Source organism: Actinophytocola xanthii, from assembly GCF_001921205.1.
In the GTDB taxonomy this organism is placed as follows: Bacteria; Actinomycetota; Actinomycetes; order Mycobacteriales; family Pseudonocardiaceae; genus Actinophytocola; species Actinophytocola xanthii.
This window is the reverse complement of record NZ_MSIE01000043.1, coordinates 1-26,490: the sequence shown is the minus strand read 5'-3', so window position 1 is coordinate 26,490 and position 26,490 is coordinate 1. Positions and strand designations below refer to the sequence as shown.

Genomic DNA, 26,490 nt, shown 5'->3' with positions numbered 1-26,490 from the left:
CGACACTCAGCCCCTGCCGGTGTTACCCAACTCCACACCCCCACAATAGTCGGAAACGACGGTTGATGGGTCTTTCGTTGCCATCCCGACGCGGACCGCACACGGCGGCGCCTACGATCAGGCGCCGTGAGTCTTCTCGTCGACCGGGACGAGGCCGTCCGGCCAAGGGAGTCACCCAACTCGACGGGTGGCGCTCCGCTGTCGGAGGCCGAGCTCGCCGAGCTGCAGCTGATCGGCAAGCCGATGCCGACTGACCGGCTGCGCGGCTGGCTGGTTGCGCTGTTCCTGGGGCTGCTCGGCGGCGTGGTCCGGTTGCAGAACCTGGGCTTCCCGACCGACAAGGGCGCCCCGGTCTTCGACGAGAAGCACTACGTGCCGCAGGCGTGGGAGATGCTGCGCAACGGCGGCTACGAGGACAACCCCGGCTACGAGCTGACCGTCCACCCGCCGCTGGGCAAGCAGCTGATCGCGGTCGGCGAGTGGCTGTTCGGCTACAACGGCTGGGGGTGGCGGTTCACCGCCGCGGTCGCCGGTGCCCTGATGATCCTGATGATCGTCCGGATCGCCCGCCGCCTCACCCGCTCGACCCTGCTCGGCGCGATCGCCGGCGTCCTGCTGATCTGCGACGGCCTCTCCCATGTGCAGAGCCGCATGGGCATGCTGGACATCTACCTGGCGTTCTTCGTGCTGCTGGCGTTCGGCTGCCTGCTGCTCGACCGCGACCAGGTCCGTGCGCGGTTGGCCGCCTCGGTACGCGAGGGTTGGGCGGACGAGTCGCCGTTCGGACCGCGGCTCGGCTTCCGCTGGTGGCGCTTCGCGGCGGGCGTCTCGCTCGGGCTGGCCTGCGGGTCGAAGTGGTCCGGCATCTTCTTCATCGCCGCGTTCGGCATCATGACCGTCGTCTGGGACGCCACGGCTCGGCGCGCCGCCGGAGTCGCCCAGCCCTGGGCCGGTGCCGCCGTCCGTGACCTCGCGCCGGCGCTCTGGGGCCTGCTGATGGTGCCGCTGCTGGTCTACCTGGCCACGTGGTGGGGCTGGTTCGCCAGCGAGACGGCGGTCGACCGGCACCTGGGCGAGGCCGCCAACCACCACGGCTGGTACGACATCCTGCCGACCGCGCTGCGCTCGCTCTGGCAGTACTCCGGCAACGTGCTGGACTTCCACGAAAACCTGAAGACGCCGGTCCGCGACCAGCACCCGTGGGAGTCCAAGCCCTGGACCTGGCCCATGGGCCTGCGCCCGATGCTCTACTACTACGACGGCGACACCACGTCCTGCGGCGAGGACAAGTGCGTCTCGGCGACGATGCTGATCGGCACGCCCGCGCTCTGGTGGCTGTCGCTGCCGATGCTGGCGTGGGGCCTGTGGCGCATGTTCGGCCGCCTCGACTGGCGCTACACGGCGGTGCTGGTGGCCTACGGTGCCGCGTTCCTGCCCTGGTTCACCAACCTCGACCGCCAGATGTACTACTTCTACGCGACGCCGTTGGCCGCGTTCCTGGTGCTGGGCCTGGTGCTGGTCCTCGGCCAGATCCTGGGGCGATCGGAGGACGGCCGCGAACGTCGGGGCACCGGTCTGCTGGTCGTGGCCCTCTACCTGGGGGCGGTCGTGGCGAACTTCGTGTGGCTGTGGCCGGTGCTGAACGGGGACTCGATCACCCAGGGCCACTGGCAGGCCGAGCTCTGGCTGCCGTCCTGGCGCTGACGCGCCGCGGCTCGGCCGGGGGCCGTACGCCCGCACCACCGGCCTGACCCGGACGTCGCGCTGGGAGCGGTCAGCGCCAGCCGCAGTGCCGAACGGTCAGCGCAGCGGTCGGGTCCCGTCCATCACCCGGGTCACCGGGCCCTCGGCGACCTGACCGGCCCGGCTGAGCCAGGCGTTCATCTCGCGGGTGACCGCGGCCAGGGTCGGTCGGCGGCTCGGGTCGGTGTCCATGGAGGCGGTGAGCAGGCGCAGATGCGAGCTGCGCCGCGGCAGCTGGGTCAGGGGCTCACCCTTGGCGGCGGCCATCAGCGACGCCATCGCGTTCTCACGGACGCCGCGCGGGGGCTGGCCGGTGAGCGCGAAGCTGACCGTCGCCGCCAGCTGCCAGGCGTCGGAGGCGGGCGTGGCGGAGTGGCCGCTTGCCGTCTCCGGGGCCAGGAAGTCCGGGGTGCCGACCATCATGCCGGTCGCGGTGAGGGTCGAGTCGCCCTTGGCGCGGGCGATACCGAAGTCGATCAGGTGCGGGTTGCCGTTGGGGTCCACGATCACGTTGGCCGGCTTCACGTCGCGGTGCAGCACACCCTTGCCGTGGGCCGCGGTCAGCGCGCCGGCCATCGTCACCCACAGCCGGGCGGCCTGCAGGTCGCCGAGCACCCCGCCCTCGTGGACGGCGTCGGCCAGCTGCTGGCCCTCGATGTACTCCATGATGATCCCGAGCCCGTCGGGGTCGGCGATGATGTCGTACACGCGCACACAGTGCGGGTGGTGCACGGCCGCGAGCGCCCGCGCCTCGCGCAGCATCCTGGCCTCGGTCTCGGCGTCCGGCGCGTGCGCGAGCTTCACCGCGACGGTCCGGTCCAGCTGGGTGTCCTTGGCCAGCCAGACCGTGCCGAACCCGCCCTGGCCGAGGGGCTTGATCTTCTGGAAGCGGCCGCCGTGGTTCTGCCAGAGACCGGTGGGCGCCGTCGGGGCCGGTCCCTTCGGGGCGAACGGCAGCGGGCCCGGGTCGGCGGCGAGCTTGGCCAGCGCCGCGCGGTCCGGCTCCGGCTCGGCCAGCGGCGGGGCGACGCGGGTGGGCGGAGGCGTCCTGTGTCCGGCCGGCGGCTGGTAGGGCGGCAGCGGCGGGGGCGGTTCGTAGGGCGGCGGCTTCTGCTGGGACAGCTGTTGGCGCTGCGGCTGGGGCGGCGGGCCCACCGGCTGGTGGGCCGGCGGCGGCGTCGGCTTCTGGTGTGAGCGCTCGATCACCGACCAGCTGGGCGCGCCGACGAACAGCACCGGCAGCAGGCCGAGGATGCTGGCCGGCAGGAACCCGAGCCAGAGGAACGACAGGAGGTTGGCCGAGACGCCCATCGTCAGCAGGAACAGCAGCGCGTACGGGATCCACAGCAGCCGGGCCGGCCACTTCGGGCCGCGGCGCATGGCGGCGCGGGCCTGCAGCCAGACGAACACGAGGATCAGCGCCGGCACACCGACCAGCATCGTGATCCGGAGCAGCAGTATCGGCGTGCCCTCGCTGGGGTGGACCAGCGTCTCGTAGACGGTGGAGCCCCGACCGAAGTGCTGCGACTCGGCGCCGACCCAGCAGGTGGAGCTGGCCTGGTTCATGGTGGCGACCTCGGCGCCGCTCATGGGCGTGGGATTCTTCAGCGCGACGCTGTGGAAGACCTCCGAGATCCCCATGACGAACAGCCACGGCATCAGGAAGACGAAGAAGCCGCCCGAGGCCGCGATGACCGTCAGCGTCGCCGCGTTGTAGGTGTTCCCGGTCCCCTTGCGCACCAACGCGACCAGCAACGACCCGGCCACGGGGAGTAACCCGATGACCAGACCGGCGGCGAGCGTCGCCCACGCCCAGTCGCCCGGGCAGAGGTCCGGCGAGAACAGACCGTAGGCGAACGACAACAGCGAACTACCCAGATTGACCAGGAAGTCCACGAACCACCCTCCTCAAATGCCCCCGACAACACCGGTGAGACCAGTCGCACGGGGTTCTGGATCCACCCTATGCCGAGCCGTTACCGAGAGCAGACCGCCGTTACGTCCATGATGACGTGCGGCCGGCGGGTAGCGTTGCGCGTGCGTCTCCACCGTCACCTGTTCTGCGATGGTGGCCGGAGGTCTCGTTTCTGTCTAGGTTTCCTCCATGGGCACGTACCAGGACGCGTACCGGCACAGCCTCGCCGACCCCGACGGGTTCTGGCTCGACGCCGCGGGGGCGATCGACTGGATCACCCCGCCGACCCGGGCCCTGGACGACAGCTCCGCGCCGCTGTACCGCTGGTTCCCCGACGGGGAGCTGAACACCTGTCACAACGCGCTGGACAGGCATGTCGACGGTGGCCGGGCGGAGCAGCCGGCACTGGTCTACGACTCCCCGGTCACGGGCACCAAGGCGAGTTTCACCTACCGCGAGCTGCGGGACGAGGTCGCCCGGTTCGCCGGGGTGCTCGCCGGGCTGGGCGTCGGCAAGGGCGACCGGGTGATCGTCTACATGCCGATGGTGCCGCGTGCGGTGGTCGCGATGCTCGCGTGTGCGCGCCTCGGCGCCGTGCACTCGGTGGTGTTCGGCGGCTTCGCCCCGCGCGAGCTGGCCAGCCGGGTCGAGGACGCGAAGCCGAAGGTGATCGTGTGCGCGTCCTGCGGCATCGAGCCGACCAGGATCGTCGAGTACAAGCCGATCATCGAGGAGGCGTTGGGCGCGACGACGCACCAGCCGGACGCGGTGGTCGTGCTGCAGCGCGAGCAGGCCAGGGCGACGCTGGGCGAACGCGACGTCGACTGGGACGAGGCGCTGGCCGGCGCGGAGCCGGTGGGCTGCGTGCCGGTCGCCGCGACCGACCCGCTGTACATCCTCTACACCTCGGGCACCACCGGGCGGCCCAAGGGCGTGGTGCGGGACAACGGCGGACACGCTGTGGCGCTGGCCTGGTCGCTGCCCAACGTCTACGACATCCACCCCGGTGAGGTGTTCTGGACCGCCTCCGACGTCGGGTGGGTGGTCGGCCACTCCTACATCGTCTACGCGCCGCTGCTCGTCGGCGCGACCACGGTGCTCTACGAGGGCAAGCCGGTCGGGACGCCGGACGCCGGCGCGTTCTGGCGGGTGATCTCCGAGCACGGTGCCAAGGCGCTGTTCACCGCGCCCACGGCCTTCCGCGCGATCAAGCGCGTCGACCCCGACGCCGCCGAGCTGGCGAAGTACGACCTGTCCGGGTTCCGGACGCTTTTCCTCGCCGGTGAGCGGCTCGACCCCGAGACCTACCACTGGGCGGGCGAGAAGCTCGGCGTGCCGGTCGTCGACCACTGGTGGCAGACCGAGACCGGCTGGCCGATCTGCGCGAACCTCCGCGGCCTCGAGCCGATGCCGATCAAGCCGGGCTCACCGAGCGTGCCCGTGCCCGGCTACGACGTGCGCATCCTCGACCCGGACGGCGAGGAGGTGCCGCGCGGCCAGGAGGGCGCGATCGCCATCGCGCTGCCGTTGCCACCCGGCACCCTGCCCACGCTGTGGGGCGACGACGACCGCTACGTCGAGTCGTACCTGTCGCGCTACCCCGGCTACTACCTCACCGGCGACGGCGGGTACGTCGACGAGGACGGCTACGTCTTCGTCATGGGCCGGACCGACGACGTGATCAACGTCGCCGGGCACCGCCTGTCGACAGGGTCGATGGAGGCCGTGCTCGCCGCGCATCCGGCGGTGGCCGAGTGCGCGGTGATCGGCGTGCGCGACTCGCTAAAGGGGCAGCTGCCGCGCGGCTTCGTCGTGCTCAAGGCCGGAGTGTCGATCACCGAGGACACGCTCCGCGAGGAGCTGGTCGCAGCCGTGCGCCGGGAGATCGGCCCGGTCGCGGCGTTCCGCGACGTGTCCGTCGTGGACGGCCTGCCCAAGACCCGGTCCGGCAAGATCCTGCGCAAGACCATGCGCGGGATCGCCGACGGCCGCGACGAGCCGGTGCCCTCGACGATCGAGGACCCGGCCGTGCTCGACGCCCTGCGATCGGTCCTGCGTGCCGACTAGTTTCCTTGTCGCTTTGTCTACATATTGATCATGTGGCCGGCCAGGCCGTGGATCGCCTCCTTCACCGCTTCGCCCAGGGTGGGGTGGGCGTGCACGTTGCGGGCCAGCTCGTGGACGGTGAGGTCCCACTGCTGGGCCAGGGTCAGTTCCGGGAGGAGCTCGGTGACGTCGGGGCCGATCAGGTGGCCGCCGAGGAGCTCGCCGTACTGCTTGTCGGAGATGAGCTTCACGAAGCCGCGGGCGTCGCCGAGCCCGTGGGACTTGCCGTTGGCCGTGAACGGGAACTTGGCGACCTCGACGTCGAAGCCGGCCTCGCGGGCCTGCTCCTCCGTGTAGCCGAAGCTCGCGATCTGCGGCTGGCAGTAGGTGGCGCGCGGGATCATGCGGTAGTCGAGCTCCATGGTCTCGGCACCGCCGATGGTCTCGGCCGCGACGATGCCCATGGCCTCCGCAGTGTGGGCGAGCATGAGCTTGGCCGTGACGTCGCCGATGGCGAAGATGTGGTCGACGCTGGTGCGGCAGCGCCCGTCGACGTCGATGGCCCCGCGCTCGGTGAGCTTGACGCCGGTCTTGTCCAGCCCGTAGCCCTCGACGTTCGGCTGGAACCCGATGGCCTGCATGACCTTGTCGGCGTGCAGGGTCTTGCGCTCGCCGTTGGCGGAGACCTCGACCGCGACCTGCTCCCCCGAGTCGTCGATCGACTCGACCCGGGTGGAGGTCATCACGGTGACACCGAGCTTGCGGTAGTGCTTCGCGAGCTCCTTGGAGACCTCCGGGTCCTCCAGCGGCACGAGCCGGTCGAGGAACTCGACGATCGTGACGTCGACCCCGTAGTTGGCCATGACGTAGCCGAACTCGACGCCGATGGCCCCCGCGCCCGCGATGATGATGCTGCCGGGGAGCTCGGAGGTGAGGATCTGCTCCTCGTAGGTGACGACCCGCTCGGAGAGCGAAGTTCCCGGGAGCAGGCGCGTCGAGGCGCCGGTGGCGATGATGCAGTTGTCGAACGTGACCTCGTCGTCACCCACCTGGATGGTGTTGGGCCCGGTGAACGTGCCTCGCCCGTTGAACTCGGTGATCGAGTTCTTCTTCATGAGGTAGTGCACGCCCTTGACGCGCCCCTCGGCCACGGTGCGGCTGCGGGCATGGGCGACCCCGTAGTCGAACCTGACCTCCCCGTCGACGCTGATGCCGAAGGTCTTCTGCTCGTTGTGGAAGATGTGGGCGAGCTCGGCGTTGCGCAGCAGCGCCTTGGAGGGGATGCAGCCCACGTTCAGACAGACCCCACCCCAGTACTTCTCCTCCACGACGGCGACCGACTGCCCCAACTGGGCAGCCCGCACCGCGGCCACGTACCCGCCGGGACCGGCCCCCAGAACCACGACGTTGAAATGTGTGCTCACGACATCCACCCTAGTCCGCCCGCCACCGCCCACCCGCCCCGAACGGGGGCGGAGGAGGGGGTTGTCCACAGGTCCGGGAGCTGTCCACAGAAAACCTTCACGCCGCCCCACCACCCCTCCACGCCGATACGCTGGCAAGGCGGGACGCCCCCGGGAACGGGTGGGGGTTGTTCATCACGGGGCGGCATTGCTAGTCACGGCGGGCGGGGAGTGCGCCGGCGCTCACCTGACGAGAGACAGCACCGCGCGTATGAGCAAGGCGGACTGGTGATCCGGTAACGGCGCCGGCAGCGCGAGCACGACCGCGTCAGCTCCGGCCTCACGCAGCTCGTCGATCCTGGCAGCGCACTCTGTCGAGGTGCCCACGATCGTCAGCCGGTCGATCCACTCGTCGGGAAGGCGCTGGGCGAACTCCTCGGGCGAACCACACTTCTCGAGCAGCCGGGAAACCTCCTCCCCCAGTCCCAGCGGCTCGAGGTGCGCCCGGCTGGACGGCATCGCCAGCTCCGTCGCGACCTTCGGACGCAGGCGGGCCCGCGCGACGGCCGGGTCCGCATCCACACTGATCGGGCTGTTCGCGACGATCACCGGTGACCCGGAGCGACCAGCAGCGGCCCACGCCTCACCGACCAGCGCACGGGCATGCCGGACGTAGGACGGCGCGGCGGGCCACGCCAGGACCACCCCGTCCGCCCGCTCCCCCGCGACGCCCAGCGACTTCGGCCCGCGCACCCCGGCGAGCACCGGGGGAACAACCGCCGGCGGGTGGTCGAGACGTACCTGGTCGAGCCGCACGTAGCCACCCTCGACCGTCACGACCCGCCCGGCCAACAGGTCGCGAACCGCCCCCAGGTGCTCGCCGAGCGCGGTCAACGGCGACCGGGGCGAGGCACCGATCTGGCGCATCCAGTCGGCCATCCCGTGACCCAGCCCGGCCACGACCCGCCCGGGGTACATCTCGGCCAGGGCCGCGAGCTCCATCGCCGTGAACGCGGCGTTGCGGGCCACCGCCGGGAGGATGCCGAGGCCTACCGTGGCGCGCTCCGTGGCCGCCAGGGCGGCGGCCGCCGCGGCGACACCGCCGGCGAAGAAGCAGTCCTCCGCCAGCCACAGCTCGTCGACGCCGATCTCCTCGATCCAGGCGGCCACCTGGCCAAGTCGTGGCGGGGGAAGCTCAGGTCCGACGCTGACACCGATGCGCACGTTCACGTGAGAAGTTTCCCAGACCGGAAGCGCAACGCGTGAGAACTTGGCGAAAACCCTTGCGCCACCAGGATTTCGGATCCGGTTTACAACGTCTTCCGCAACTGTCTTGACAGGGACGCCAGCCGGGCCCAGAGTGCTCCCATTGGTCTATACCACTAGGTCTAAACCACCGGTGCGGGCCCGGTGATCCGGGCACGGAGAGGACGGCAGACAAGTGAAGCGCTGGACGAAGGCGATCACCGGCGTCGCCGCGGTCGCTCTTGCGACCGCCGGGTGCGCGGGCTCGGGCGGCAGTGGCGGTGGCGGCGACGACGCCGGGCAGAACGAGGACCGCACGCTCACCGTGTGGCTGATGAACGGCTCCGCCCCGGAGACCCTCACCGACGCCCTCCACAAGGAGTTCGAGCAGACCCACGACGGTGTCACCGTCAAGTACGAGGTCCAGGAGTGGAACGGCATCCAGGACAAGCTGACCACCGCCCTCGGCGGCCAGAACCCGCCCGACATCATCGAGCTCGGCAACACCCAGGCACCCGCCTTCGCCTCGCAGGAGGTACTCACCGACCTCTCCGGCGACGTCGGCGACCTGAACGGCGACCAGTGGCTGGAGAGCCTCAAGGCCTCCGGCGAGTGGGACGGCAAGCAGTACTCCACCCCCTTCTACGCCGCCAACCGTGAGGTGCTCTACCGCACCGACATGTTCGAGCAGGCCGGCATCACCGCGCCCCCGACCTCCCGGCAGGAGTGGCTCGACGCGATCACCAAGCTCAAGGCGAAGTTCGGCTCCGACCCCCAGTTCCAGGCGCTCTACCTCCCCGGCCAGAACTGGTACACGCTGCTGTCCTTCATCTACGACGAGGGCGGCGACATCGCCGAGAAGGACGGCACGAAGTTCACGGCCACGCTGACCAGCGACGAGGCCAAGGCCGGCCTGGAGTTCTACAAGCAGCTCGTCGAGGCCTCCGGCACCACCGCGCCCAAGGACAACGACGAGCAGACCCCCGAGCAGGCCGGCATCTTCGGCCAGGGCAAGGTCGCCATGATGATCGGGCTTCCGTGGGAGGTCGACACCGCGACCAAGGACGCCCCCGACCTGAAGGCCAAGATCTCCGGCTTCCCCATCCCGTCGAAGAACGCGGGCGAGACCGCGCCGGTCTTCCAGGGCGGCTCGAACCTCGCCATCCCGGTGAACAGCGCCAACGCCGACCTCGCCAAGGACTACCTCAAGCTGATGCTCAGCTCGAAGTACCAGACGATGCTGGCCGAGGCGGGCATGGTTCCGGGCGCGTCCACCGACCTCTCCCCGCTGGAGAAGAACCCGGTGAGCAAGGCCATGGCCGACGCCTCGCAGAACGGCCGGGCCGTCCCCGCCACCCCCACCTGGGCGACGATCGAGGCCGGGCAGAACCCGCTCAAGGACATGCTGACGGCGTACCTCACCGGCGCCAAGGACCTGAACCAGGCGACGGCTGACGCCAACGCCGCGCTGGACGCCGCCTTCTCGGGCTGATGACGGCGACCGCGCAGATCGTGGTGCCGGCGGGCTCACCCCCGCCGGCACCGCCGCGTGCCGGCCGGCCCCGTCGGGCCGGTCTCGGGGAGCGCACGATCCCGTACCTGCTGCTCGCGCCCGCCGTCGTCACCATGCTGGTGCTGCTCGGCTGGCCGATGGTGCAGGTGATCGGGATCAGCTTCCGCCGGCTCGACCTCGGCGAGCTCGTCCGCGGCGAGGTCGTCTGGATCGGCCTGGAGAACTACCGCGAGGTGCTGGCCGACCCCGAGGTGTGGACGGTCGTGGCCCGCACGGTGCTGTTCACCGCCGCCGTCGTGGCCGCGACGGTGCTGGCAGGGCTGCTGCTCGCCGTGCTCATGCGGCACCTCTCCGGCGGGGTGCGCGTCGCCCTGCAGGTCACCCTCGTCCTCGCGTGGGCCACCCCGATCCTGGCGACGACGACCGTCTTCCAGTGGATCTTCGACCAGCAGTACGGGATCCTCAACAAGACGCTGGTCAAGCTGGGTTTCGACAGCTTCGCCGGCTACTCCTGGTTCTCCAGCGGCACCAGCACGCTGACCGTGATCGGCATGCTGATCATCTGGCAGGCGGTGCCGTTCGTCTGCTTCACCATCTACGCCGGCCTGCTCGGCACGCCCCAGGAGCTCTACGAGGCGGCCAGCATGGACGGCGCCAGCCCGTGGCAAGCGTTTGCGAACGTCTCCTGGCCGTCGATCCGCCCGCTGGTCACGCTGGCCACGTTCCTCTCGGTGATCTGGGACTTCAAGGTGTTCGCCCAGGTCTGGGCGATCCGCCAGGGCGGACCGGACGGCGGGAGCACCACGCTGCCGCTGCTGCTCTACCTCAAGGGTGTCGCCGGGCGCCACTTCGGCGTCGCCTCCGCGATCGCCGTGCTGATGATCCTCGTGCTGCTCGTGCTCACCGCCCGTTACCTGCAGCTGCTGCTGCGCTCCCGGGAAGCGGACCTCTCATGAACAAGACCAGGGGCCAGCGGATCGCGCTGAACACGATCGGCGTGGTCGTGGCCGTGCTGTTCGCCTTCCCGACGTACTGGATGATCACCAGCGCGTTCAAGCCGTCCAACGCCCTGCTCAGCCTCGACTACGACCTGGTGCCGCTGTCGGTCACGCTGGACAACTTCGTCTCGGCGCTGGAACAACCGGGGTTCACCGTCCACCTGACCAACAGCCTGATCGTGACGCTCGGCGCGGTGGCCTGCTCCCTCGTGGCCGGCGTGCTCGCCGCGTTCCCGCTCGCCCGGCTGCGCTTCCGCGGGCGCAAGGGGTTCCTGCTGCTGGTGCTGATCGCGCAGATGGCGCCGATGGAGGCGCTGTTCATCCCGATGTTCCTGCTCATGCAGGACGCCGGGCTGCTCAACCAGCTGCCCTCGCTGCTGCTGGTCTACTTCGCGATCACGCTGCCGTTCACCGTGTGGGCACTGCGCGGGTTCGTCCAGGGCATCCCCTACGAGCTCGAGGAGGCGGCCATGGTCGACGGGTGCGGGCGGTTCGGGGCGTTCCGCAAGGTCGTCCTGCCGCTGCTCGGCCCTGGCCTGGTGGCGACCTCGGTGTTCGCGTTCATCACCGCGTGGAACGAGTTCCTGTACGCGTTGGTGTTCATGCGCGACTCGGACAAGCAGACGCTGCCGGTGTGGCTGTCGACGTTCAAGACGGTGTTCGGCACCGACTGGGGCGGGATCATGGCGGCCTCGGTGCTCTACGCCCTGCCCGCGCTGATCTTCTTCCTGCTCGTCCAGCGCAAGCTGGTGTCGGGTGCCACTGCCGGGGCACTCAAGGGCTGACGGGTTGTGGTCTGGACCACCGTGGTTTATACCTGGTTGACCTGATCCATCGGCCGTCCCAGGAGGACCCCGTGTCCAGGCTCCCTGCACTCCGACGACGCACGACGACGGTTCTGACCGCCACGGCGCTGGCCGTCGTCGGCGCCGGCGCGCCGGCCCCGGCCGCGCCCGACCACCACGCCAAGGAGTCCCGCATGACGCAGGTGATACCGGCCCCCGTGTCGGTGACGCCTAACCGCCACGGCGGTGAGTTCCGGCTGACGCCGGCGACCGTGATCGACACCGACCGCGGCGCCCGGCGGGTCGGCGAGTACCTCGCTCGGGTGCTGCGCCCGTCGACCGGCTACCGCATCCCGGTGGTGGACGACCGCCGGCACGGCGGGGGCGGGATCTCGCTCGAGCTCGGCCGGGTCAGCCCGACGCTGGGCGAGGAGGGCTACGAGCTCGAGGTCGACCGCCGTGGGGTGGAGGTCAAGGCCGCCACCGCGGCGGGCCTGTTCGCGGGGGTGCAGACGCTGCGCCAGCTGTTCCCGGCCCGGATCGAGGCCCGGACCGAGCAGCGCGGGCCGTGGACGGCGCCGGCGGGCAGGATCGTCGACTACCCGCGGTTCGCCTACCGCGGCGCCATGCTCGACGTTGCCAGGCACTTCTTCTCCCCCGATGAGGTGAAGCGCTACATCGACCAGATCGCCCTGTACAAGATCAACCGACTGCACCTGCACCTCGCGGACGACCAGGGCTGGCGGATCGAGATCGAGAGCTGGCCGCGGCTGGCGACCTACGGCGGCAGCACCGAGGTCGGCGGCGGTCCCGGCGGGTACTACACCAAGGCGCAGTACCGCGACCTGGTCGCCTACGCCGCTGAGCGGCACATCGAGATCATCCCGGAGATCGACATGCCGGGGCACACGAACGCCGCGCTGGCCTCCTACCCGGAGCTGAACTGCAACGGCGAGGCACCGCCGCTCTACACCGGCATCGAGGTCGGCTTCAGCTCGCTGTGCATCGAGAAGGAGATCACCTACCGGTTCGTCGAGGACGTGCTCACCGAGCTGGCCGAGCTGACCCCGGGTGAGTACCTGCACGTCGGCGGGGACGAGGCGCAGGCGACGACCGAGCCGGACTACCTGAAGTTCTTCCAGCGGGTGCTGCCCATCGTCGAGGGCCTCGGCAAGAAGGTGGCCGGCTGGCACGAGTTCCTCAAGGCGACCCCGTCGACCTCGGCGTTGCCGCAGTTCTGGGGCACGACGACGTCGAACGCGCTGGTGGCGGAGGCCGCCGAGCGGGGTCACAAGATCCTGCTGTCGCCGGCGAACAAGGCCTACCTGGACATGAAGTACGACGCCAACACCCCGCTCGGCCTGGCCTGGGCCGGCTTCACCGAGGTCGACGACGCGTACGCGTGGAACCCGGGTGAGTACGTGCAGGGCGTGCCCGAGGCGGCGGTGCTCGGCGTGGAGGCCCCGCTGTGGTCGGAGACGCTCGAGGTCAGCGACCACATCGAGTTCATGGCGTTCCCGCGCCTGCCGGCGATCGCGGAGCTGGGCTGGTCCCCCTGGTCCACCCACGACTGGGAGTCCTTCCGCACCCGCCTGGCCGCCCAGGGACCACGGTGGACCGAGCTGGGCATCGACTTCTACCGCTCACCCCAGATCGACTGGCAGTAGCCCCGTCCCGGCGGGCGTCGGCCATCCCGGCCGGCGCCCGCCCGGTCTCAGCGGAGCGACTCGACGGTGCCCGCGAGCCTGGCCCGTTCGGCCGCGAACACCGCGCGGTGGGACTCCAGCGACTCGGCCGGGCCGGACAGGATGTGCGAGCCGTCGCGGGTGGCGACGGCGGTGGTGAAGGCGTCGAGCAGACCGGCGTCACCGCCGCCGTGGCCGGCGCCGGCGTCCTGGCCGGTGCTGGGTACGTGCAGTACCGAGGTCTCCCCCGTGGTGAAGTCGTGCAGCCGCACGGTCTCCCCGTCGCCCTCGAGGCTGCCGCGGGTACCGAAGATCTGCGTACGGCGGTCGACGTGCGGGGTGAACCCGGTCATGGTGAACGTCGCCGTCACCCCGCCGATGAACTCCAACGCCACCACCTGGTGATCGACCACGTCGTTGTCGCAGGCGTAGACGCACCGGCCGTACGGGCCCTCGGCCAGCGCCGCGCGGACGCCCTCCTCGTCGCCCCGGTCGGTGAGCACGTCGACCGGCCAGCCCGTCCGGCCCTCCGCCAGCATGCCCAGGTAGAGCCGCGGCGCGGAGTACGGGCAGTCGGGTTCCACCGCGCAGGACAGGCAGCGGTCGGCGGCGCCGGCCGGCTGGGACTCGCGCCGGAAGTGGCTGAGCGACCCGAAGCTCGCCACTCTGGCGACGGGCCGCCCGACGATGTAGCGCAGCCAGTCGACGTCGTGGCCGGACTTGGCCAGCAGCATGAACGAGGCCTGGTCCGCCCGCCGCCAGTTACCCCGGACGAACGAGTGCGCGTAGTGCCAGTACCCCACGGGCTCCAGGTGCGCGACGCTCATCACCTCGCCGATGCGGCCCTCGTCCAGCAGCGACCTGACCAGCCGGGTGTACGGGCGGTACCGCATGACGTGGCAGACCGCGAACAGCACGCCGGCGGCCTCGACCGCGTGCACCAGCTCGGCGCACTCCTGCTCGGTCGGCGCGAGCGGCTTCTCCACCAGCAGGTGGTAGCCGTTGTCCGCGAGCGTGATCGCCGGCCCCACGTGGTCGGCGTCCTGGGTGGCCACGATCGCGGCGTCGGCCAGGCGCGGCGCGGAAGCCAGCTGCTGCCAGGAGCGGAACGCCCGCTCCGGCGGCACGCCGTGCCGACGGGCCAGCTGCTCGCGTCGTCCGTCCAGGGGTTCGGCCACGGCGACCACGCGGGCGCGGTCCGGGTGTCCGGCGATCCACTCCGCGTACCCGCTGCCGCGCTGTCCCGCACCCACCACCGCGTACGTGACCGGGCGGTCCATTCAGGCCCTCCTGAAGGCGGTCACCAGCACCGAGGCGGTCACCCGAACGGGATCGGGCAGTGCGGCCATCCGTTCGCGGAGCGTGGCCGCGCCGACGTGCCAGGCGCTCGGGCCCATACCGACCAACGACAGCACGTCCTCGTGCGGCAGCTCCATGTCGAACTCGCACTCTTCCTGAGTAGACAGTCCAAAGTAGGGGGACAGCGCGGCGGCCGTCCGGCTGGACTTGTCCGGTGCAACGGTGAGCAGGCCGAGCTCCTGGACCAGCCCGGCCAGGTGCGCGACCGTCGGCGTGACCACCACGAGCCCGCCGCCCGGCCGGACGACGCGGGCCAGCTCGGCCGGATTCCGCGGGGCGAACACGTTGAGCACCAAGGAGACCGTCTCGTCCCGGACCGGGAGGGCCGCCCACACGTCGCAGCCGACCGCGCCCAGCCGGGGATGCGCGCGGGCGGCCCGCCGCAGCGCCGCCTTGCTGACCTCCAGGGCCAGCCCGACCCGGTCGGGTCCGGCGTCGAGCACCGCCGCCAGGTAGTGCCCGGTGCCGGCGCCGAGATCGACCACGCAGCCGCCGGCCGCAGGCGAGGCCGCCGCGACCACGGCGTCGGTGATCGGCCGGAAGTGCCCGGCCGCGAGGAAGGCCGACCGCGCGGCGACCATCTCGGCGCTGTCCCCGGCAACCGGCGCCGACCCCGCCACCAGGTTCACGTAACCCTGCCGGGCGATGTCGAACACGTGCCCCGACGCGCAGCGCAGCTGGCCGCCCGCCTGGTCGAGCGCCGCCCCGCAGTGCGGGCAGGCCAGGTGGGGCAGAACATCGACGAGCACCGCCCAACTGTAGTTCGCGCTGGACGTCGGCAGGTTCCTAGCGCCAGGGGTCGAGGGCGTGCTTGCCGCGGGTCAGGCCTGCTTCCAGGTCCCGCAGTACCGCCGGTCCGTCGGCCAGGGGGTGGACCTGGGGAGAGCCCGGCGGATAGACGCCGTCGGCGATGAGTGTCTCGAGCTCGACGAGCAACGACGCGTAGACCGACGGGGCCGCGGTCGCCAGCGCACCGATGTGCAGGCCCATGACCTGTACCTGGTGGGTGAAGACCAGGTCGTACGTGTTGAGGCTGGCATCGCCGGAAGCGGCGCCGAACACGACGACGCGGCCGACGAAGGGTTTGGTGACCGACAGGCTCACCTCGAACGTGGCCCGGCCCACCGACTCCAGGACCAGGTCGACCCCGCCGGTCAGGCGCATGATCTCCGCGGCCAGGTCGGCGCGCCGGCTGTCCAGGACCTCGTCGGCGCCGAGCGCTGTGACGGTGTCGTGCTTGGCCGGCGACGCCGTGGCGACCACGCGCGCCCCGTAGTGACGGGCGAGACGGACAGCGGCCTGCCCCACACCTCCGGCCGCGGCGTGAACGAGCACCACCTCGCCCGTCCTGATCTCGCCCAACGGCTTCAGCGCCGCCAGGGCGGTTGCCCAGTTCAGCACCAGCCCGAGAGCCTGCGCGGCGCTCCAGCCGGAAGGCACGGGAAGGACACCGGCGGCCGGCATCGTCATGTACTGCGCGAAGGCGCCCCGACCAGCTCCGACGACGTGGGTGCCGACCGGCAGCGGCCGGTCGACCCCCGCACCGCCGCCCACGATCTCGCCGGCGGCTTCGAAGCCCGCCACGTAGGGGGCCCGCGGGCCGCCCCCGTAGGTTCCGTGGGACTGCATGACGTCGGCGAAGTTGACCCCGGCGACGCCGACGCGGACCAGGTACTCGTCAGGCCCCGGGGTGGGGCGGTGATGGTCGGTCGTGAGGGTCAGGTCCTTCGGTCCTCGGTGCGATCTCTGGACCAGTGCTCGCACCGTCTGCTCGTTGATCTCCACGCGCCGACCGTAGAAAGCTGACACTTGCGTCAAGGTCAAGCACCTGTCATGGATCGGTGCGACGGGCCTTCCGCAGGTAGGCGTCGAGCGCGGACTGCTGCTCGACGAGAACGGCGATGCGTGCGGCCAGCCGATCACGGTAGCTCCGCACCTCGTGCAGGAACTCCTCGCACACGACGTCCGTGCCGCGATCGGTTCCCTCGGCGAGGTGGGGAAGAGCTTCCCGGACCAACCGCACGGGCAGCCCGGACTCCAGGAGAGAGCGGACGACGAGCACCCGGTCGATCGTGGACTGGCAGTAGTCGCGGAACCCGTTGCCACAACGGCCGGGGACGATCAAGCCCTCATCCTCGTAGTACCGCAGGGATCTCGCGCTCACGCCGCTGACCCGCGCAGCTTCACCGATCTTCATACCGGCGACAACCTCCTGTCCAGCAACACTCAGTCGCCAGCGGCGAGGCGCTCCACCCGTCCGTGCAGCCGGTCCACCCGATCCTGCGACTCGGGCTTCATCAGCACGCTGCGCAGCACCCGCGCGCCGTCGGCGTCCGGACGCACCCAGGGATGCCGGCGGCCCAGCTCGGCGGCAGAGACCCGGATCGTGCTCAGGAACACCGGGTCCTCGGGGTCGTTCATCCCCTCGGCGAACACCCGCGCCGAAGCCGCGTCGAGGGCCGAGAGCGTGTCCCGGCGCGGGAAGTAGGTCACGATGTCCAGCTCGGGCCGCTGGTACAGCGCGAGGTGCGGGGAGTCCTCGAGCCGGGCGGCCCAGTTGAGCGCGGCGCGCCGCCCGGCCGCGAGGAAGCGGCCGAGTCCGTCGGGGGTCGGCGGGATCACCTGGAAGGTGAGCCACAGCGCGGCCGCCGCCGCACCCGCGCGGGAGCACTCGAGGCTGATCTCGCCGAGGTGCAGGTCCGCGTCGGTGTAGTAGGTGTACGGCGAGTCGTGCTGGTAGAACCGCGCGACCTCCGGGTCGGCGAACAGGACCGCGCCGCACCCGTAGGGCTGTAGCCCGTGCTTGTGCGGGTCGATCACCACCGAGTCGCAGGACGCGATCGCCCGCCACGGCGCGGGGTCGATCGGCTCCGGCGAGCCCTCGGCGGCCAGCAGCGCGAAGAACCCGCCGTAGGCGGCGTCCACGTGCAGCCGCACGCCGTACCGCTCACGCAGCGCGAGCGCCTCGTGCACCGGGTCGACCGCCCCCAGGCCCGTGGTACCCGCGGTCAGCACGACCGTGCCCACCTCGCCGCGGGCCAGCAACGCCTCGAGCGCGTCAAGGTCCATGCGACCGGCGGCGTCGACCGGCACCGCGTGCCCGGACATGCCCAGCACATGGCACATGCGTGCATGCGTGTAGTGGCTCTCGGTGCTGAACGCCACGCCCCGTCCCGGGTGCGACTCGCGGGCGACGAACAACGCCTCCAGGTTCGCCACCGTGCCGCCGCCGGTGAGGTGCCCGAGGTGGTGCTCGCCGAACCCGAACATCGCCGCGAGCGCCGCGACGGCCTCGCGCTCCATCCGTGCGGTGGCCGGTCCGCCGTCCATGGCGTGGTTGTTCGGGTTGACCAGCATCGTGGTCAGGTACCCGGCGACCGCCACCGGGTGCGGCGGCTTGAGCATCTGCCCCGCGTAGTCCGGGTGGAAGTACGGGTAGTTGTTGGTCAGTCGCTCGGTCAGCTCGGCGAACGCGGCGCGGAACCGCTCGGGATCGACCCGCTGGGCCGGGTGCCCGGACCAGGAGGCGAAACCCCGCTGCCAGGACTCGACGGCCTCGACCCCGGCACGCAGCCACGCGGACAGATCACTCATGCCCACCACGATCGCACGGCGCGGCACCTATGTGGACGGCGCGTACTCCGCGAGCCCGTTCACGTTGTCCCGGATGAACCCGTCCAGCGAACGGCGCACCAACCAGCCGGTGCCGGGGTACTTGGCGTCGAAGGTGACGTGCCAGGTGATCTCGGTGCCGCCGTCGACGGGTGCGAGGTCGATCCGCGCCTCGTAGTCGCGTACCGGCAGCCCTTCGAGGTGGACGTACCGGAACTGGCGGTCAGGCTCGAACCCGGTTATCCGGTCGCGCCCGCGGACCCGTCCGCTGGTCAGGACCCGGATGGCACCGACACCCTCTCGTTCGCCGTCCCCCTCGCGCTCGAGCTCCACCGCGTCGATCCTGGACCACGCCGGCCAGGTCGAGCCGTCCCGCAGCAGCCGGTAGACCTGCCCGGGCGCGGCGGTGGACGGTGCCGTCTTCTCGATCGTGTAGCGACCCACCGGAAAAGCCTATAGCCCACTGCGGTCGCGAGGGTCAGTCCGGCTGGGTGTTGAGCCTGTCGGCGGGCACGCGTTCGATGCGGGTCCAGCCCTTCCAGCCTCGCTCCTCCAGAATCGCCACGATTCGCCTGCCCAGCGGGGTGGACTCGACCAGGGCGTCCAGCAGGGCGACGAACGGGTCGTCGGACGGGACGTCGTCGCCGTCGACGTCCACAGCACCCGCCCTGATCGCGCGAACCAATATGCGCTCCACGAGGTCGGCGATCTCGACGACCCGCGGATCGTCGGCGGGACAGTCAATGGCCGCGCTGATCAGGCCGTAGAGCGTAGTCATGTCCGGATCGTCCAGTTGCTCGTGCTTGCTGGCGATCACGGCGTCGATCTGGTGCGGTATCTGGGCGGCGATCATGATCCAGCCGTCCCGCTCCAGCTCGATGTACTGCTCTTCGACGCCGAGACCGCGCAGCCGGTCGAGGTAGTCCACGACGCTCTGTGGGAGCGCCAGGTGCTCCCCAGCGGCGAGCCGGGCCAGCCGTTTGCGGGTGCCCTGCAGTCGCCGGATCTCGGCACGGAGGTTCTTGTCGATCTCCTGGACGCCGTCGGCGAACTCCTCCGGGCCGGCGTCGAGGAGTTCCTGCACTCGGGCCAGCGGTACGCCGGCGTCCGCCAGGGTGTGGATCCGGATCAGTCGTACCACCACGGCCGCGTCGTAGGTCCGGTACCCGGAGCGATCGCGCTTGGGCTCCGCCAGCAGCCCGATCTTGTGGTAGTGGCGAACTGCCCGCACCGTCACCCCGGCGTATGCCGCGAGCTGGCTGATGGTGAGCATGAATCCCAGCCTGCCACTCTGATTGGCTCAGGCGACTTTCCGGCGATAGGCGATCATCGCGAAGATGTACGCCACGACAAGGATCCCGACGCACCAGGCGAGGGCGACCCAGATGTCGTCGCCGACTGGCTGCTGGGCAAACAGGCTGCGGATCGTGTTGACGATGGCGGTCACCGGCTGGTTCTCGGCGAAGGCGCGCACCGCGCCAGGCATCGTCCCCGTGGGCACGAACGCCGAGCTGACGAACGGCAGGAAGATGAGCGGATAGGCGAACGCGCCCCCGCCTTCCGCCGTTTTCGCGGAGAGACCGGCGATCACGGCAATCCACGTCAACGCCAGGGTGAACAGGAGCAGGATGCCCGCGACCGCGAGCCAGGCCGACACACCTGCCCCCGAGCGGAAGCCCATCAGCAAGGCGACGCCCACGACGACCATGAGCGAGATCAGGTTGGCGACCAGCGACGTCAGCACATGTGCCCACAGCACGCCCGACCGTGCGATCGGCATGGACTGGAATCGCTCGAAGATCCCGCTCGTCATGTCGGTGAACAGCCGCAGCGCGGTGTAGGCGACGCCCGACGCGATCGTGATCAGCAGGATGCCGGGCAGCATGTAGTTCACATACTTGTCCGACCCGGTGTCGATCGCGCCGCCGAACACGTAGACGAACATCAGCATCATGGCGACCGGCGTGATCGCGGTCGTGATGACGGTGTCCACGCTGCGCGTGACATGGCGCAGGGTGCGGCCGGTGAGCACGGCGGTGTCGCCGAAGAAGTAGGTGGTCATCCTCGTTCCCTAGTTGCTCGTGCCGGTGGCGTCGCTCGTGTCACCGCTCTTGGCGGCCCCGTTGTCGCTCCTCTTGTGGCTACCGCCGACGATCGCGAGGAAGACCTCCTCCAGGGTCGGCTGCTTCTCGACGTACTCGACCGTGGCGGGCGGCAGGAGCTGCTTGAGCTCGGTGAGGGTGCCGTTCGCGATGATCCGGCCCTGGTGCAGGATCGCGATCCGGTCGGCCAGCTGTTCGGCCTCGTTGAGGTACTGCGTGGTGAGCAGCACCGTCGTGCCGTCGCCAGCGAGCTGCTTGACCGTCTCCCATACCTCGACACGTGCCTCGGGGTCGAGCCCGGTGGTCGGCTCGTCCAGGAAGATCACCGGCGAATTCCCGATGAGGCTCATCGCGATGTCCAGCCGCCGGCGCATGCCACCCGAATAGGTCGACACCCTGCGGGTGCCCGCGTCGGTCAGCGAGAACCGCCCGAGCAGGTCATCCGCGACCGCGTGCGGGTTTTCCAGGTGCCGCAACCTGGCGACCAGAACGAGGTTCTCCCGACCGCTGAGGATCTCGTCGACGGCGGCAAACTGTCCGGTGAGGCTGATGGACTCGCGCACGTCCGCGGCCTGCGTGGCGACGTCGAAGCCGTTGACGCTGGCCGTCCCCGCATCAGCCTTCAACAACGTCGACAGGATGCGCACGACCGTCGTCTTGCCCGCACCGTTGGAGCCGAGCAGAGCGAAGATACTGCCCCGCGCCACGTCAAAGTCGACGCCGCACAGCACCTCCACCTTCCCGTACGACTTCTCCAGACCCCGCACGCGAATCGCCGCCTCGGTCGCCGGATGGGCGGTCATGAGCGGGACCGTCCGTCGTGTACTTCAGCGCGCTCGACGGCGTGGCCCGCGGAAAGCGCGCTGACGGGCGCCCGGTACGCCCACCACCGACGCTTGGCGCCGAGAATCCTCTCGATGAACGTCGTCACCGTGTGCCTCCTTCGTGGAGCCATCGCGGTCGTTCCGCAAGGAGGCTCCCACCAGAAGGATCGAGGGTTGACCCAGCGTCAAGGTCAAGTGGGATCGGCGAGGACGTGCCCTAGTGACCGGTCACACCACGCAGAACTCGTTGCCCTCGGGATCGGCCAGCACGAAGTGATCGCCGCGGCCGTCGGCGCCGTCGAAACGCTGGACGACGGTGGCACCGGCCGCGGTCAGCCGCTCGACCTCGGCCAGCACCCGCGGCCATCTCTCCTCCCACGGCTGGTCCCGGCCGCCGCCGACCTTCAGATCCAGGTGTAATCGGTTCTTGACCGTCTTGGGCTCGGGCACCTTCAACAACGACAACGTCGGCCCGACGTCGTCCGGAGGGGTGAGCAGGGCGCCGTCGTCCCACTCCTCCTCGGGCACGTCGTGGTGGCGGAACCACTCCTCCCACGACGCGAAGCCGGGCGGCGAGGCCGGCTCGACGTAGCCGAGCGCGAGCGCCCAGAACTTCGCCAACTCGCCGGGACGGGCGCAGTCGATGGTCAATCCCCACGTGGTCGTCATGAGACGAAGCTAGCCGGGGGCACCGACAAAACTAGTTCGGCCAGCGTGCGGCGGTCTCCGCGAGAGCGACGCGGGCCTGCGCGCCGAGCTCCCGGACCAGGTCGGCGGCCGGGACCTCCCTGGCGAACTCGTGCGCCTGGCCGGCCCACAGCGACATGGCCTCCGGGTCGCCGGCGCGACGCAGCCCCTTGGTGAGGTGGTGGAGGTGGGGGTAGGCGGCCGGCGCGGCCGCCGAGTGCTCGGTCATGAACCGGTTGACCAGGCCACGAGCGGGGCGGCCGGTGAACGCGCGGGTCACCGCGGTCCGGCGCTCGCCGGCGACCGCAGCCCGGTGAAGGGGGTTCGTTCCCGCCTCCGCGCAGGTCAGGAACAACGTGCCGAGCTGCGCGGCGCGCGCGCCGGCGACCAGTACGGCGGCGACGTCCCGCCCGCCGGAAAGCCCGCCGGTCGCGATCAGCGGAACGGCCACCGCAGCGGACACCTTGCGCAACAACGGGAGCAGAGCGGTGTCGTCGATCGGGTCGGTGTTGTGGAAGGTGCCGCGGTGCCCGCCGGCCTCGGCGCCCTGTACGCACAGTGCGTCCGCGCCGGCGGCCACCGCGGCCAACGCCTCGCCCGCCGAGGTCACGGTGACGACCGTGGTGCACCCGGCCTCCCGCAGTTCGGCCAGGACAGCGGGGTCGGGGCAACCGAAGGTGAAGCTCACGACGGCGACCCGCTCCTCGCGCACCACGGCCAGCTTGCCGAGCCAGCCGTCGTCGTCGTCCGCCGGTTCGCCCAGCGCGACACCGTACCGGCGTGCCTCGACATCGAGCCGGTCCCGGTACCCCGCCAGCTCCCTGCCGTCCACAGTAGACGTGTCGGGGACGAAGATGTTGACGCCGAACGGCTGGTCGGTCAGCTCCCGGGTGGCCCTGATCTGCTCGCGCACGGCCTCGGGGGTGAGGTACCCGGCGGCCAGGAAGCCGAGCCCACCCGCCGCGGAGACGGCGGCGGCCAGTGCCGGGGTCGACGGTCCACCGGCCATCGGCGCCTGCACGACCGGTTGGGTCAGCTCATCGAGAATCATTCACAGGGCTCCCGGGTCTGGCAGGGTGGGCAACGGGCCACCGCCCCCACCACGGCCTCGGCGATCTCACCGTCCGGTTCGGACAGCGTGATGACGGCTCCCCCGGTACGTGGCGGCGCCGCCGAGCGAGAAGTACCCAGGGCCGCCAGCGTACACACCGCTGCCGGGTTCTCAGTCGTCAGACATGGAACTGACCGGCGACGTGGGCCAACGCGCCCGTCACCGGCCAGGTGACTCCATGGTGGGGCGGGAGGGACCCCCGAACAACGACACTCGACCCGCCCTCGACGCCACCCACGATCAGCGGCGAGCCGCAACGAGGAACAGCGGCACGGCAACGAAGGCGCGGTTCGCCGCGACCCGTTCCCGTTGCTCGGCCATCCAGTCGTCGGTCAGCTCCGGCGCGCCGCTGGTCAGCGAGACCAGCACGGCGAGAGCGGTGTCGTCGGTGAAGACGACGGTACGCACCTCGACGACCGGGTCGACGAACCCGGCGTCCACCAGCAGGGTCCGGTAGGCGCGAGCGACCCGCGGCGAGGGGACGGTGTCCGCCCTGGCCCGGACGAGGCGGCGGGTCAGCGCGGGCCGGTCGGAGTCGATGACGATGGTGTCCCAGTCCTGGCCGAGCAGGACGGCCCGGCCGCCGGGGGTGAGCACCCGCCGGGCCTCACGCAGGGCGTCGGCCGGCTCGGCGAGCGTGTGCAGCACCTTGTCGGCGCGGTAGCCCACCACCTCGCCGTCCTCGAACGGCAGCTCGAGGGCGCTGCCCACCCGGAAGTCCCCGTCCCACCGGCTCCGTGCGGCACGCACCATCTCCTCGTCCAGGTCGACGCCCACGGCTCGGGCACCGAGGTCGCCCAGCTCGGCGACCGCGCGTCCACCCCCACACCCCACGTCCACCACCAGCCGGCCGGTGACGTCGCCGAGCAGCTCGTAGGAGCGTCTGCGCAGCTCAGCCGCACCGGGTAGCGAGTCGACACGATCGAGAAGATTCAGCAGGTTCGACATGCCGCCCATGCTCGGACTTAATGTCCACATGAAGTCAAGCGAGCTGACGATCGGGGAGGTCGCGGGTCACTTCAGCCTGCCGACCCATGTCCTGCGCCACTGGGAGTCGGTCGGGCTGCTCGAGCCGGCCCGGGTGTACGGCTCCCGCCGCCGCTTCACCCCGGCCGATCTCTACCGCGTGGCGGCGATCCTCCGGGCGAAGGAGGCCGGGTTGTCCCTGGCCGACATCCGGACGATGTTCGCCGCCTCCGGTCCGGGCACTCGTCGGGAGGTCCTCACCCGCCACCACGAGACCCTGACCACGAGAATCGCCAGCTTGACGGCGGCGAAGGCCCTCCTGGAGACCGCCCTGTCCTGCGAGCACGAGGACCTCGCCACCTGCCCGCACTTCCAGGGGCACCTGAAGGACCTCTACTCGCTGTGAATTCCACAGCTCACGAACGGCGCGATAAAAGCAGGTACAGCCCGGCCAACGCCGTCGCGGTGATCGCACCGACAGCCGCTACGGCAATGGACTTGGTGGCCAGATAAAGCGTACCCACACCGACCAGGGCTCCGTTGATGATCCCCATTACCGCCTGCGTGCCTCGCCCGGGCGACGGCGGGCCGCCTGCTGACCTCACCAGGTTCTGATCTTCACTCATGGCGTGTCCTTTCTTCTGGCCGCGCTGTCAATTGGACACGTCGCGCTCCGTAACACGCTTCGGCTATTGTTCGACGTATCTCAAGTCTGACGAGGGCGTGGCGGCCGGGGTAGGCGCAAGTCCACGGTAAGGGGCGGAGGTGCTCAGGGAAGTTCGGCGTAGTCTGGCTTTTGCTGTCGCGGTCTGGTTTCTGGTCGCCAGGGCTTTGCCGTAGCGTGTTGGACCGTCTCCGCTTCCTGTTCATCCGTCGCCGACCGTGTCCACCTGTCGCCGACGTCGGGGCGGAGGAGCGGTGGCCGAGAAGCTGATATCGAACCGCGACGATCTTGACAAAAGAAGGTCATTGATCGAGGGATCTCTGCGATGGCTCGCGACCAGGAGATACGCCAAGCCGTTCGGCCTGCTCCTCGATGCCGTCGAGAAGCCGGACAGCGACTCGGCCGCGGAACTCAAGGCTCTGATCGTCCCCATCATGTCCGTGCCGTGTGACACGGCGGAGACGCGAGCGCTCCTACTGTGGGGCCTGATAGTCGACCTGATCAACGCGGTCGGCTCGTCGGCTGACTCCCGCCGCAGGAACACCTTGATCGCCGCGTTTCGACTCCCACGCCGACCCGAGATCACGGAGCCGTGGAAGTCGTCCCTCGGTGACCGATTCCGTCAACTCATGGCGGTCCCCGGGATCTTCGGCGATCCGACACCGACCACGACGACCCCCATGCACAGAGCGTGGAACCGAGGTCTGACCGAAAGGTTGGTTCCCGCCCTGACCGAGCGCCTCGAGGTCGTCGCGGCCGGCGGCTCTGACTGGCAGCAGTATGTCAAGCTCGCCCGAAAGACTGAGGTGACGCTCGCCCGAGAACACACTGCGACCAGCGAGCCGCGCGATTCCGCTATCGGCTATCGGCGCCCTTCCAAGAGCGCACAGCCGGTTTTCCTTGATCTCTTCGTCACCACGGTCTTCATGCGCGCGCGGACGGTCTACCGGCGGATCACCGAACGCCTCGTCACCGCTCGTGAGGACAATGTGGATGCGTACATGGCGACAGCGCTCGGCGGGTCCGTAGATGAAACAGGACTAACGGACATTCCAGTGCGCCCACTGTGGGGTTGCCGAGCCGAAATACTGGCGCCGACACGGCCCGGGGACCCCGTGTTGACGAGGCTCGTCTTTCCGACTACTTTGCACCGAGGACAGAAGCACTACTTCTCCTCAGAGGCAGTGAACGAAGGGTCAATCGAAGAACGAGTTGGGGTCAATGTCGAGGTTGACCACCACGGCATAGCCCCCGGGAAGCTTCTCCATGGCCACGTCCCGATCAGCGGGTTGACGATCCGAGTCCGGTTCGACGAGCACCACGTTCCAGAAACAACCTGGTGGTACGCGGAACAGACGGAACGAGAACGGCGAGAGCCACCGCCCGACAAGGACCCGCGCCTGCTCACCATCGTGGACGGGGCCGTCGAGCACACGTTCATGGGGAAGTGTCAACCCCGCGAGAACTACGGTATCCGTTTCCTGTGGCCGGAGCCCTGATCGCGGCCACACCAGCACGAGAGGGTTTACTCATGGCGTTCCACGGCGGCGAGGACACGGGAAACTGACGTCACAAGCCGACTCACCGAATATTCAGAATAAAGCAATCGCCTGAAAACGACCGCGGCGCCGCCCTCGTGGGCGGCGCCGCGGTTTCTGCCTCGATCAGAGCTCCACCGTCAGATGGTGAAGCGGCTGACCTGGGACTGGAGGCTGGTGGACAGCTTGGCCAGGTCCTGGGAGGCCTTGGTGGTGTCGGTGACGCTTATCGTGGTCGCCTGGGAGGCGTCGGCCACCCCGGCGATGTTCGAGGCGATCTCCGAGACACCGGTC

24 protein-coding genes are annotated in these 26,490 nt (G+C 70.1%); 8 read left to right on the top strand and 16 right to left on the bottom strand.

Going from position 1 to position 26,490, the window contains the following annotated elements:
- The first annotated feature begins 126 nt into the window (after positions 1-126).
- Positions 127-1,704 (top strand): dolichyl-phosphate-mannose--protein mannosyltransferase, encoded by a 1,578-nt coding sequence (locus BU204_RS22535; RefSeq protein WP_075127720.1) that lies wholly within the window; start codon positions 127-129, stop codon positions 1,702-1,704.
- A gap of 96 nt (positions 1,705-1,800) precedes the next feature.
- On the opposite strand, the gene BU204_RS22530 is transcribed toward BU204_RS22535, so the two are convergent.
- Complete coding sequence (locus BU204_RS22530) at positions 1,801-3,639, bottom strand: serine/threonine-protein kinase (RefSeq protein ID WP_083661529.1); 1,839 nt, start codon at positions 3,637-3,639, stop codon at positions 1,801-1,803.
- A 208-nt stretch (positions 3,640-3,847) separates the two neighbouring features.
- Between BU204_RS22530 and BU204_RS22525 the strand changes: the two genes are divergently transcribed.
- Positions 3,848-5,725 carry a propionyl-CoA synthetase gene (locus BU204_RS22525; protein ID WP_075127719.1) on the top strand — a complete coding sequence of 626 codons (1,878 nt, stop codon included), beginning with the start codon at positions 3,848-3,850 and terminating at the stop codon, positions 5,723-5,725.
- A 17-nt stretch (positions 5,726-5,742) separates the two neighbouring features.
- Here BU204_RS22525 and lpdA read toward each other — a convergent pair whose 3' ends face one another.
- A complete protein-coding gene (lpdA, locus tag BU204_RS22520) occupies positions 5,743-7,128 on the bottom strand; it encodes a dihydrolipoyl dehydrogenase (RefSeq protein WP_075127718.1) in 1,386 nt (461 codons plus the stop codon).
- A 222-nt stretch (positions 7,129-7,350) separates the two neighbouring features.
- On the bottom strand, positions 7,351-8,337 hold the full coding sequence (locus BU204_RS22515) for an LLM class flavin-dependent oxidoreductase (protein WP_198942963.1): 987 nt from the start codon (positions 8,335-8,337) through the stop codon (positions 7,351-7,353).
- A gap of 211 nt (positions 8,338-8,548) precedes the next feature.
- Between BU204_RS22515 and BU204_RS22510 the strand changes: the two genes are divergently transcribed.
- The 4 genes from BU204_RS22510 (at position 8,549) to BU204_RS22495 (ending at position 13,315) form a co-directional block, all read left to right on the top strand.
- Positions 8,549-9,844 carry an extracellular solute-binding protein gene (locus tag BU204_RS22510; protein WP_075127717.1) on the top strand — a complete coding sequence of 432 codons (1,296 nt, stop codon included), beginning with the start codon at positions 8,549-8,551 and terminating at the stop codon, positions 9,842-9,844.
- Entirely contained in the window at positions 9,844-10,821 is a 978-nt protein-coding gene (locus tag BU204_RS22505) for a carbohydrate ABC transporter permease (RefSeq protein WP_075127716.1), read from the top strand. Before BU204_RS22510 ends, BU204_RS22505 begins: the two co-directional genes overlap by 1 nt.
- Positions 10,818-11,648, top strand: coding sequence for a carbohydrate ABC transporter permease (locus BU204_RS22500; protein WP_075127715.1), 831 nt, complete (start codon positions 10,818-10,820; stop codon positions 11,646-11,648). Before BU204_RS22505 ends, BU204_RS22500 begins: the two co-directional genes overlap by 4 nt.
- Positions 11,649-11,719: 71 nt before the next feature.
- A complete protein-coding gene (locus tag BU204_RS22495; protein ID WP_075127714.1) occupies positions 11,720-13,315 on the top strand; it encodes a beta-N-acetylhexosaminidase in 1,596 nt (531 codons plus the stop codon).
- A 47-nt stretch (positions 13,316-13,362) separates the two neighbouring features.
- On the opposite strand, the gene BU204_RS22490 is transcribed toward BU204_RS22495, so the two are convergent.
- The 12 genes from BU204_RS22490 to BU204_RS22435 form a co-directional block, all read right to left on the bottom strand.
- Positions 13,363-14,613: a Gfo/Idh/MocA family protein gene (locus BU204_RS22490; protein ID WP_075127713.1), complete on the bottom strand. Its 1,251-nt coding sequence runs from the start codon at positions 14,611-14,613 to the stop codon at positions 13,363-13,365.
- Complete coding sequence (locus tag BU204_RS22485) at positions 14,614-15,441, bottom strand: putative RNA methyltransferase (RefSeq protein WP_075127712.1); 828 nt, start codon at positions 15,439-15,441, stop codon at positions 14,614-14,616.
- Between the two features lie 37 nt (positions 15,442-15,478).
- On the bottom strand, positions 15,479-16,477 hold the full coding sequence (locus BU204_RS22480; RefSeq protein ID WP_075127711.1) for a zinc-binding dehydrogenase: 999 nt from the start codon (positions 16,475-16,477) through the stop codon (positions 15,479-15,481).
- A gap of 46 nt (positions 16,478-16,523) precedes the next feature.
- Positions 16,524-16,889 carry a MerR family transcriptional regulator gene (locus tag BU204_RS22475; RefSeq protein ID WP_075127710.1) on the bottom strand — a complete coding sequence of 122 codons (366 nt, stop codon included), beginning with the start codon at positions 16,887-16,889 and terminating at the stop codon, positions 16,524-16,526.
- A 29-nt stretch (positions 16,890-16,918) separates the two neighbouring features.
- The gene (locus BU204_RS22470) at positions 16,919-18,286 is read right to left on the bottom strand and encodes a pyridoxal phosphate-dependent decarboxylase family protein (protein ID WP_075127788.1); all 1,368 of its coding nucleotides are present in this window, start codon (positions 18,284-18,286) and stop codon (positions 16,919-16,921) included.
- A 27-nt stretch (positions 18,287-18,313) separates the two neighbouring features.
- The gene (locus BU204_RS22465) at positions 18,314-18,748 is read right to left on the bottom strand and encodes an SRPBCC family protein (RefSeq protein ID WP_075127709.1); all 435 of its coding nucleotides are present in this window, start codon (positions 18,746-18,748) and stop codon (positions 18,314-18,316) included.
- A gap of 34 nt (positions 18,749-18,782) precedes the next feature.
- Entirely contained in the window at positions 18,783-19,577 is a 795-nt protein-coding gene (locus BU204_RS22460; RefSeq protein WP_075127708.1) for a MerR family transcriptional regulator, read from the bottom strand.
- 27 nt (positions 19,578-19,604) lie between these two features.
- A complete protein-coding gene (locus BU204_RS22455; RefSeq protein WP_075127707.1) occupies positions 19,605-20,366 on the bottom strand; it encodes an ABC transporter permease in 762 nt (253 codons plus the stop codon).
- A 9-nt stretch (positions 20,367-20,375) separates the two neighbouring features.
- Positions 20,376-21,209: an ABC transporter ATP-binding protein gene (locus tag BU204_RS22450; protein WP_075127706.1), complete on the bottom strand. Its 834-nt coding sequence runs from the start codon at positions 21,207-21,209 to the stop codon at positions 20,376-20,378.
- Positions 21,210-21,458: 249 nt separating this feature from the next.
- Positions 21,459-21,899, bottom strand: a complete 441-nt coding sequence (locus tag BU204_RS22445) for a VOC family protein (RefSeq protein WP_075127705.1) — start codon at positions 21,897-21,899, stop codon at positions 21,459-21,461.
- A gap of 31 nt (positions 21,900-21,930) precedes the next feature.
- Entirely contained in the window at positions 21,931-22,965 is a 1,035-nt protein-coding gene (locus BU204_RS22440; protein ID WP_408608037.1) for a nitronate monooxygenase, read from the bottom strand.
- 303 nt (positions 22,966-23,268) lie between these two features.
- Positions 23,269-23,976, bottom strand: a complete 708-nt coding sequence (locus tag BU204_RS22435; RefSeq protein ID WP_075127787.1) for a methyltransferase domain-containing protein — start codon at positions 23,974-23,976, stop codon at positions 23,269-23,271.
- Positions 23,977-24,004: 28 nt separating this feature from the next.
- Here BU204_RS22435 and BU204_RS22430 point away from each other — a divergent pair, with 28 nt between their 5' ends.
- A complete protein-coding gene (locus tag BU204_RS22430) occupies positions 24,005-24,400 on the top strand; it encodes a MerR family transcriptional regulator (RefSeq protein WP_075127703.1) in 396 nt (131 codons plus the stop codon).
- A gap of 10 nt (positions 24,401-24,410) precedes the next feature.
- On the opposite strand, the gene BU204_RS39265 is transcribed toward BU204_RS22430, so the two are convergent.
- Entirely contained in the window at positions 24,411-24,620 is a 210-nt protein-coding gene (locus tag BU204_RS39265) for a hypothetical protein (RefSeq protein WP_143229659.1), read from the bottom strand.
- 292 nt (positions 24,621-24,912) lie between these two features.
- On the opposite strand from BU204_RS39265, the gene BU204_RS22425 reads away from it, so the two are divergent.
- On the top strand, positions 24,913-26,157 hold the full coding sequence (locus tag BU204_RS22425; RefSeq protein WP_143229657.1) for a hypothetical protein: 1,245 nt from the start codon (positions 24,913-24,915) through the stop codon (positions 26,155-26,157).
- Positions 26,158-26,490: the final 333 nt, after the last annotated feature.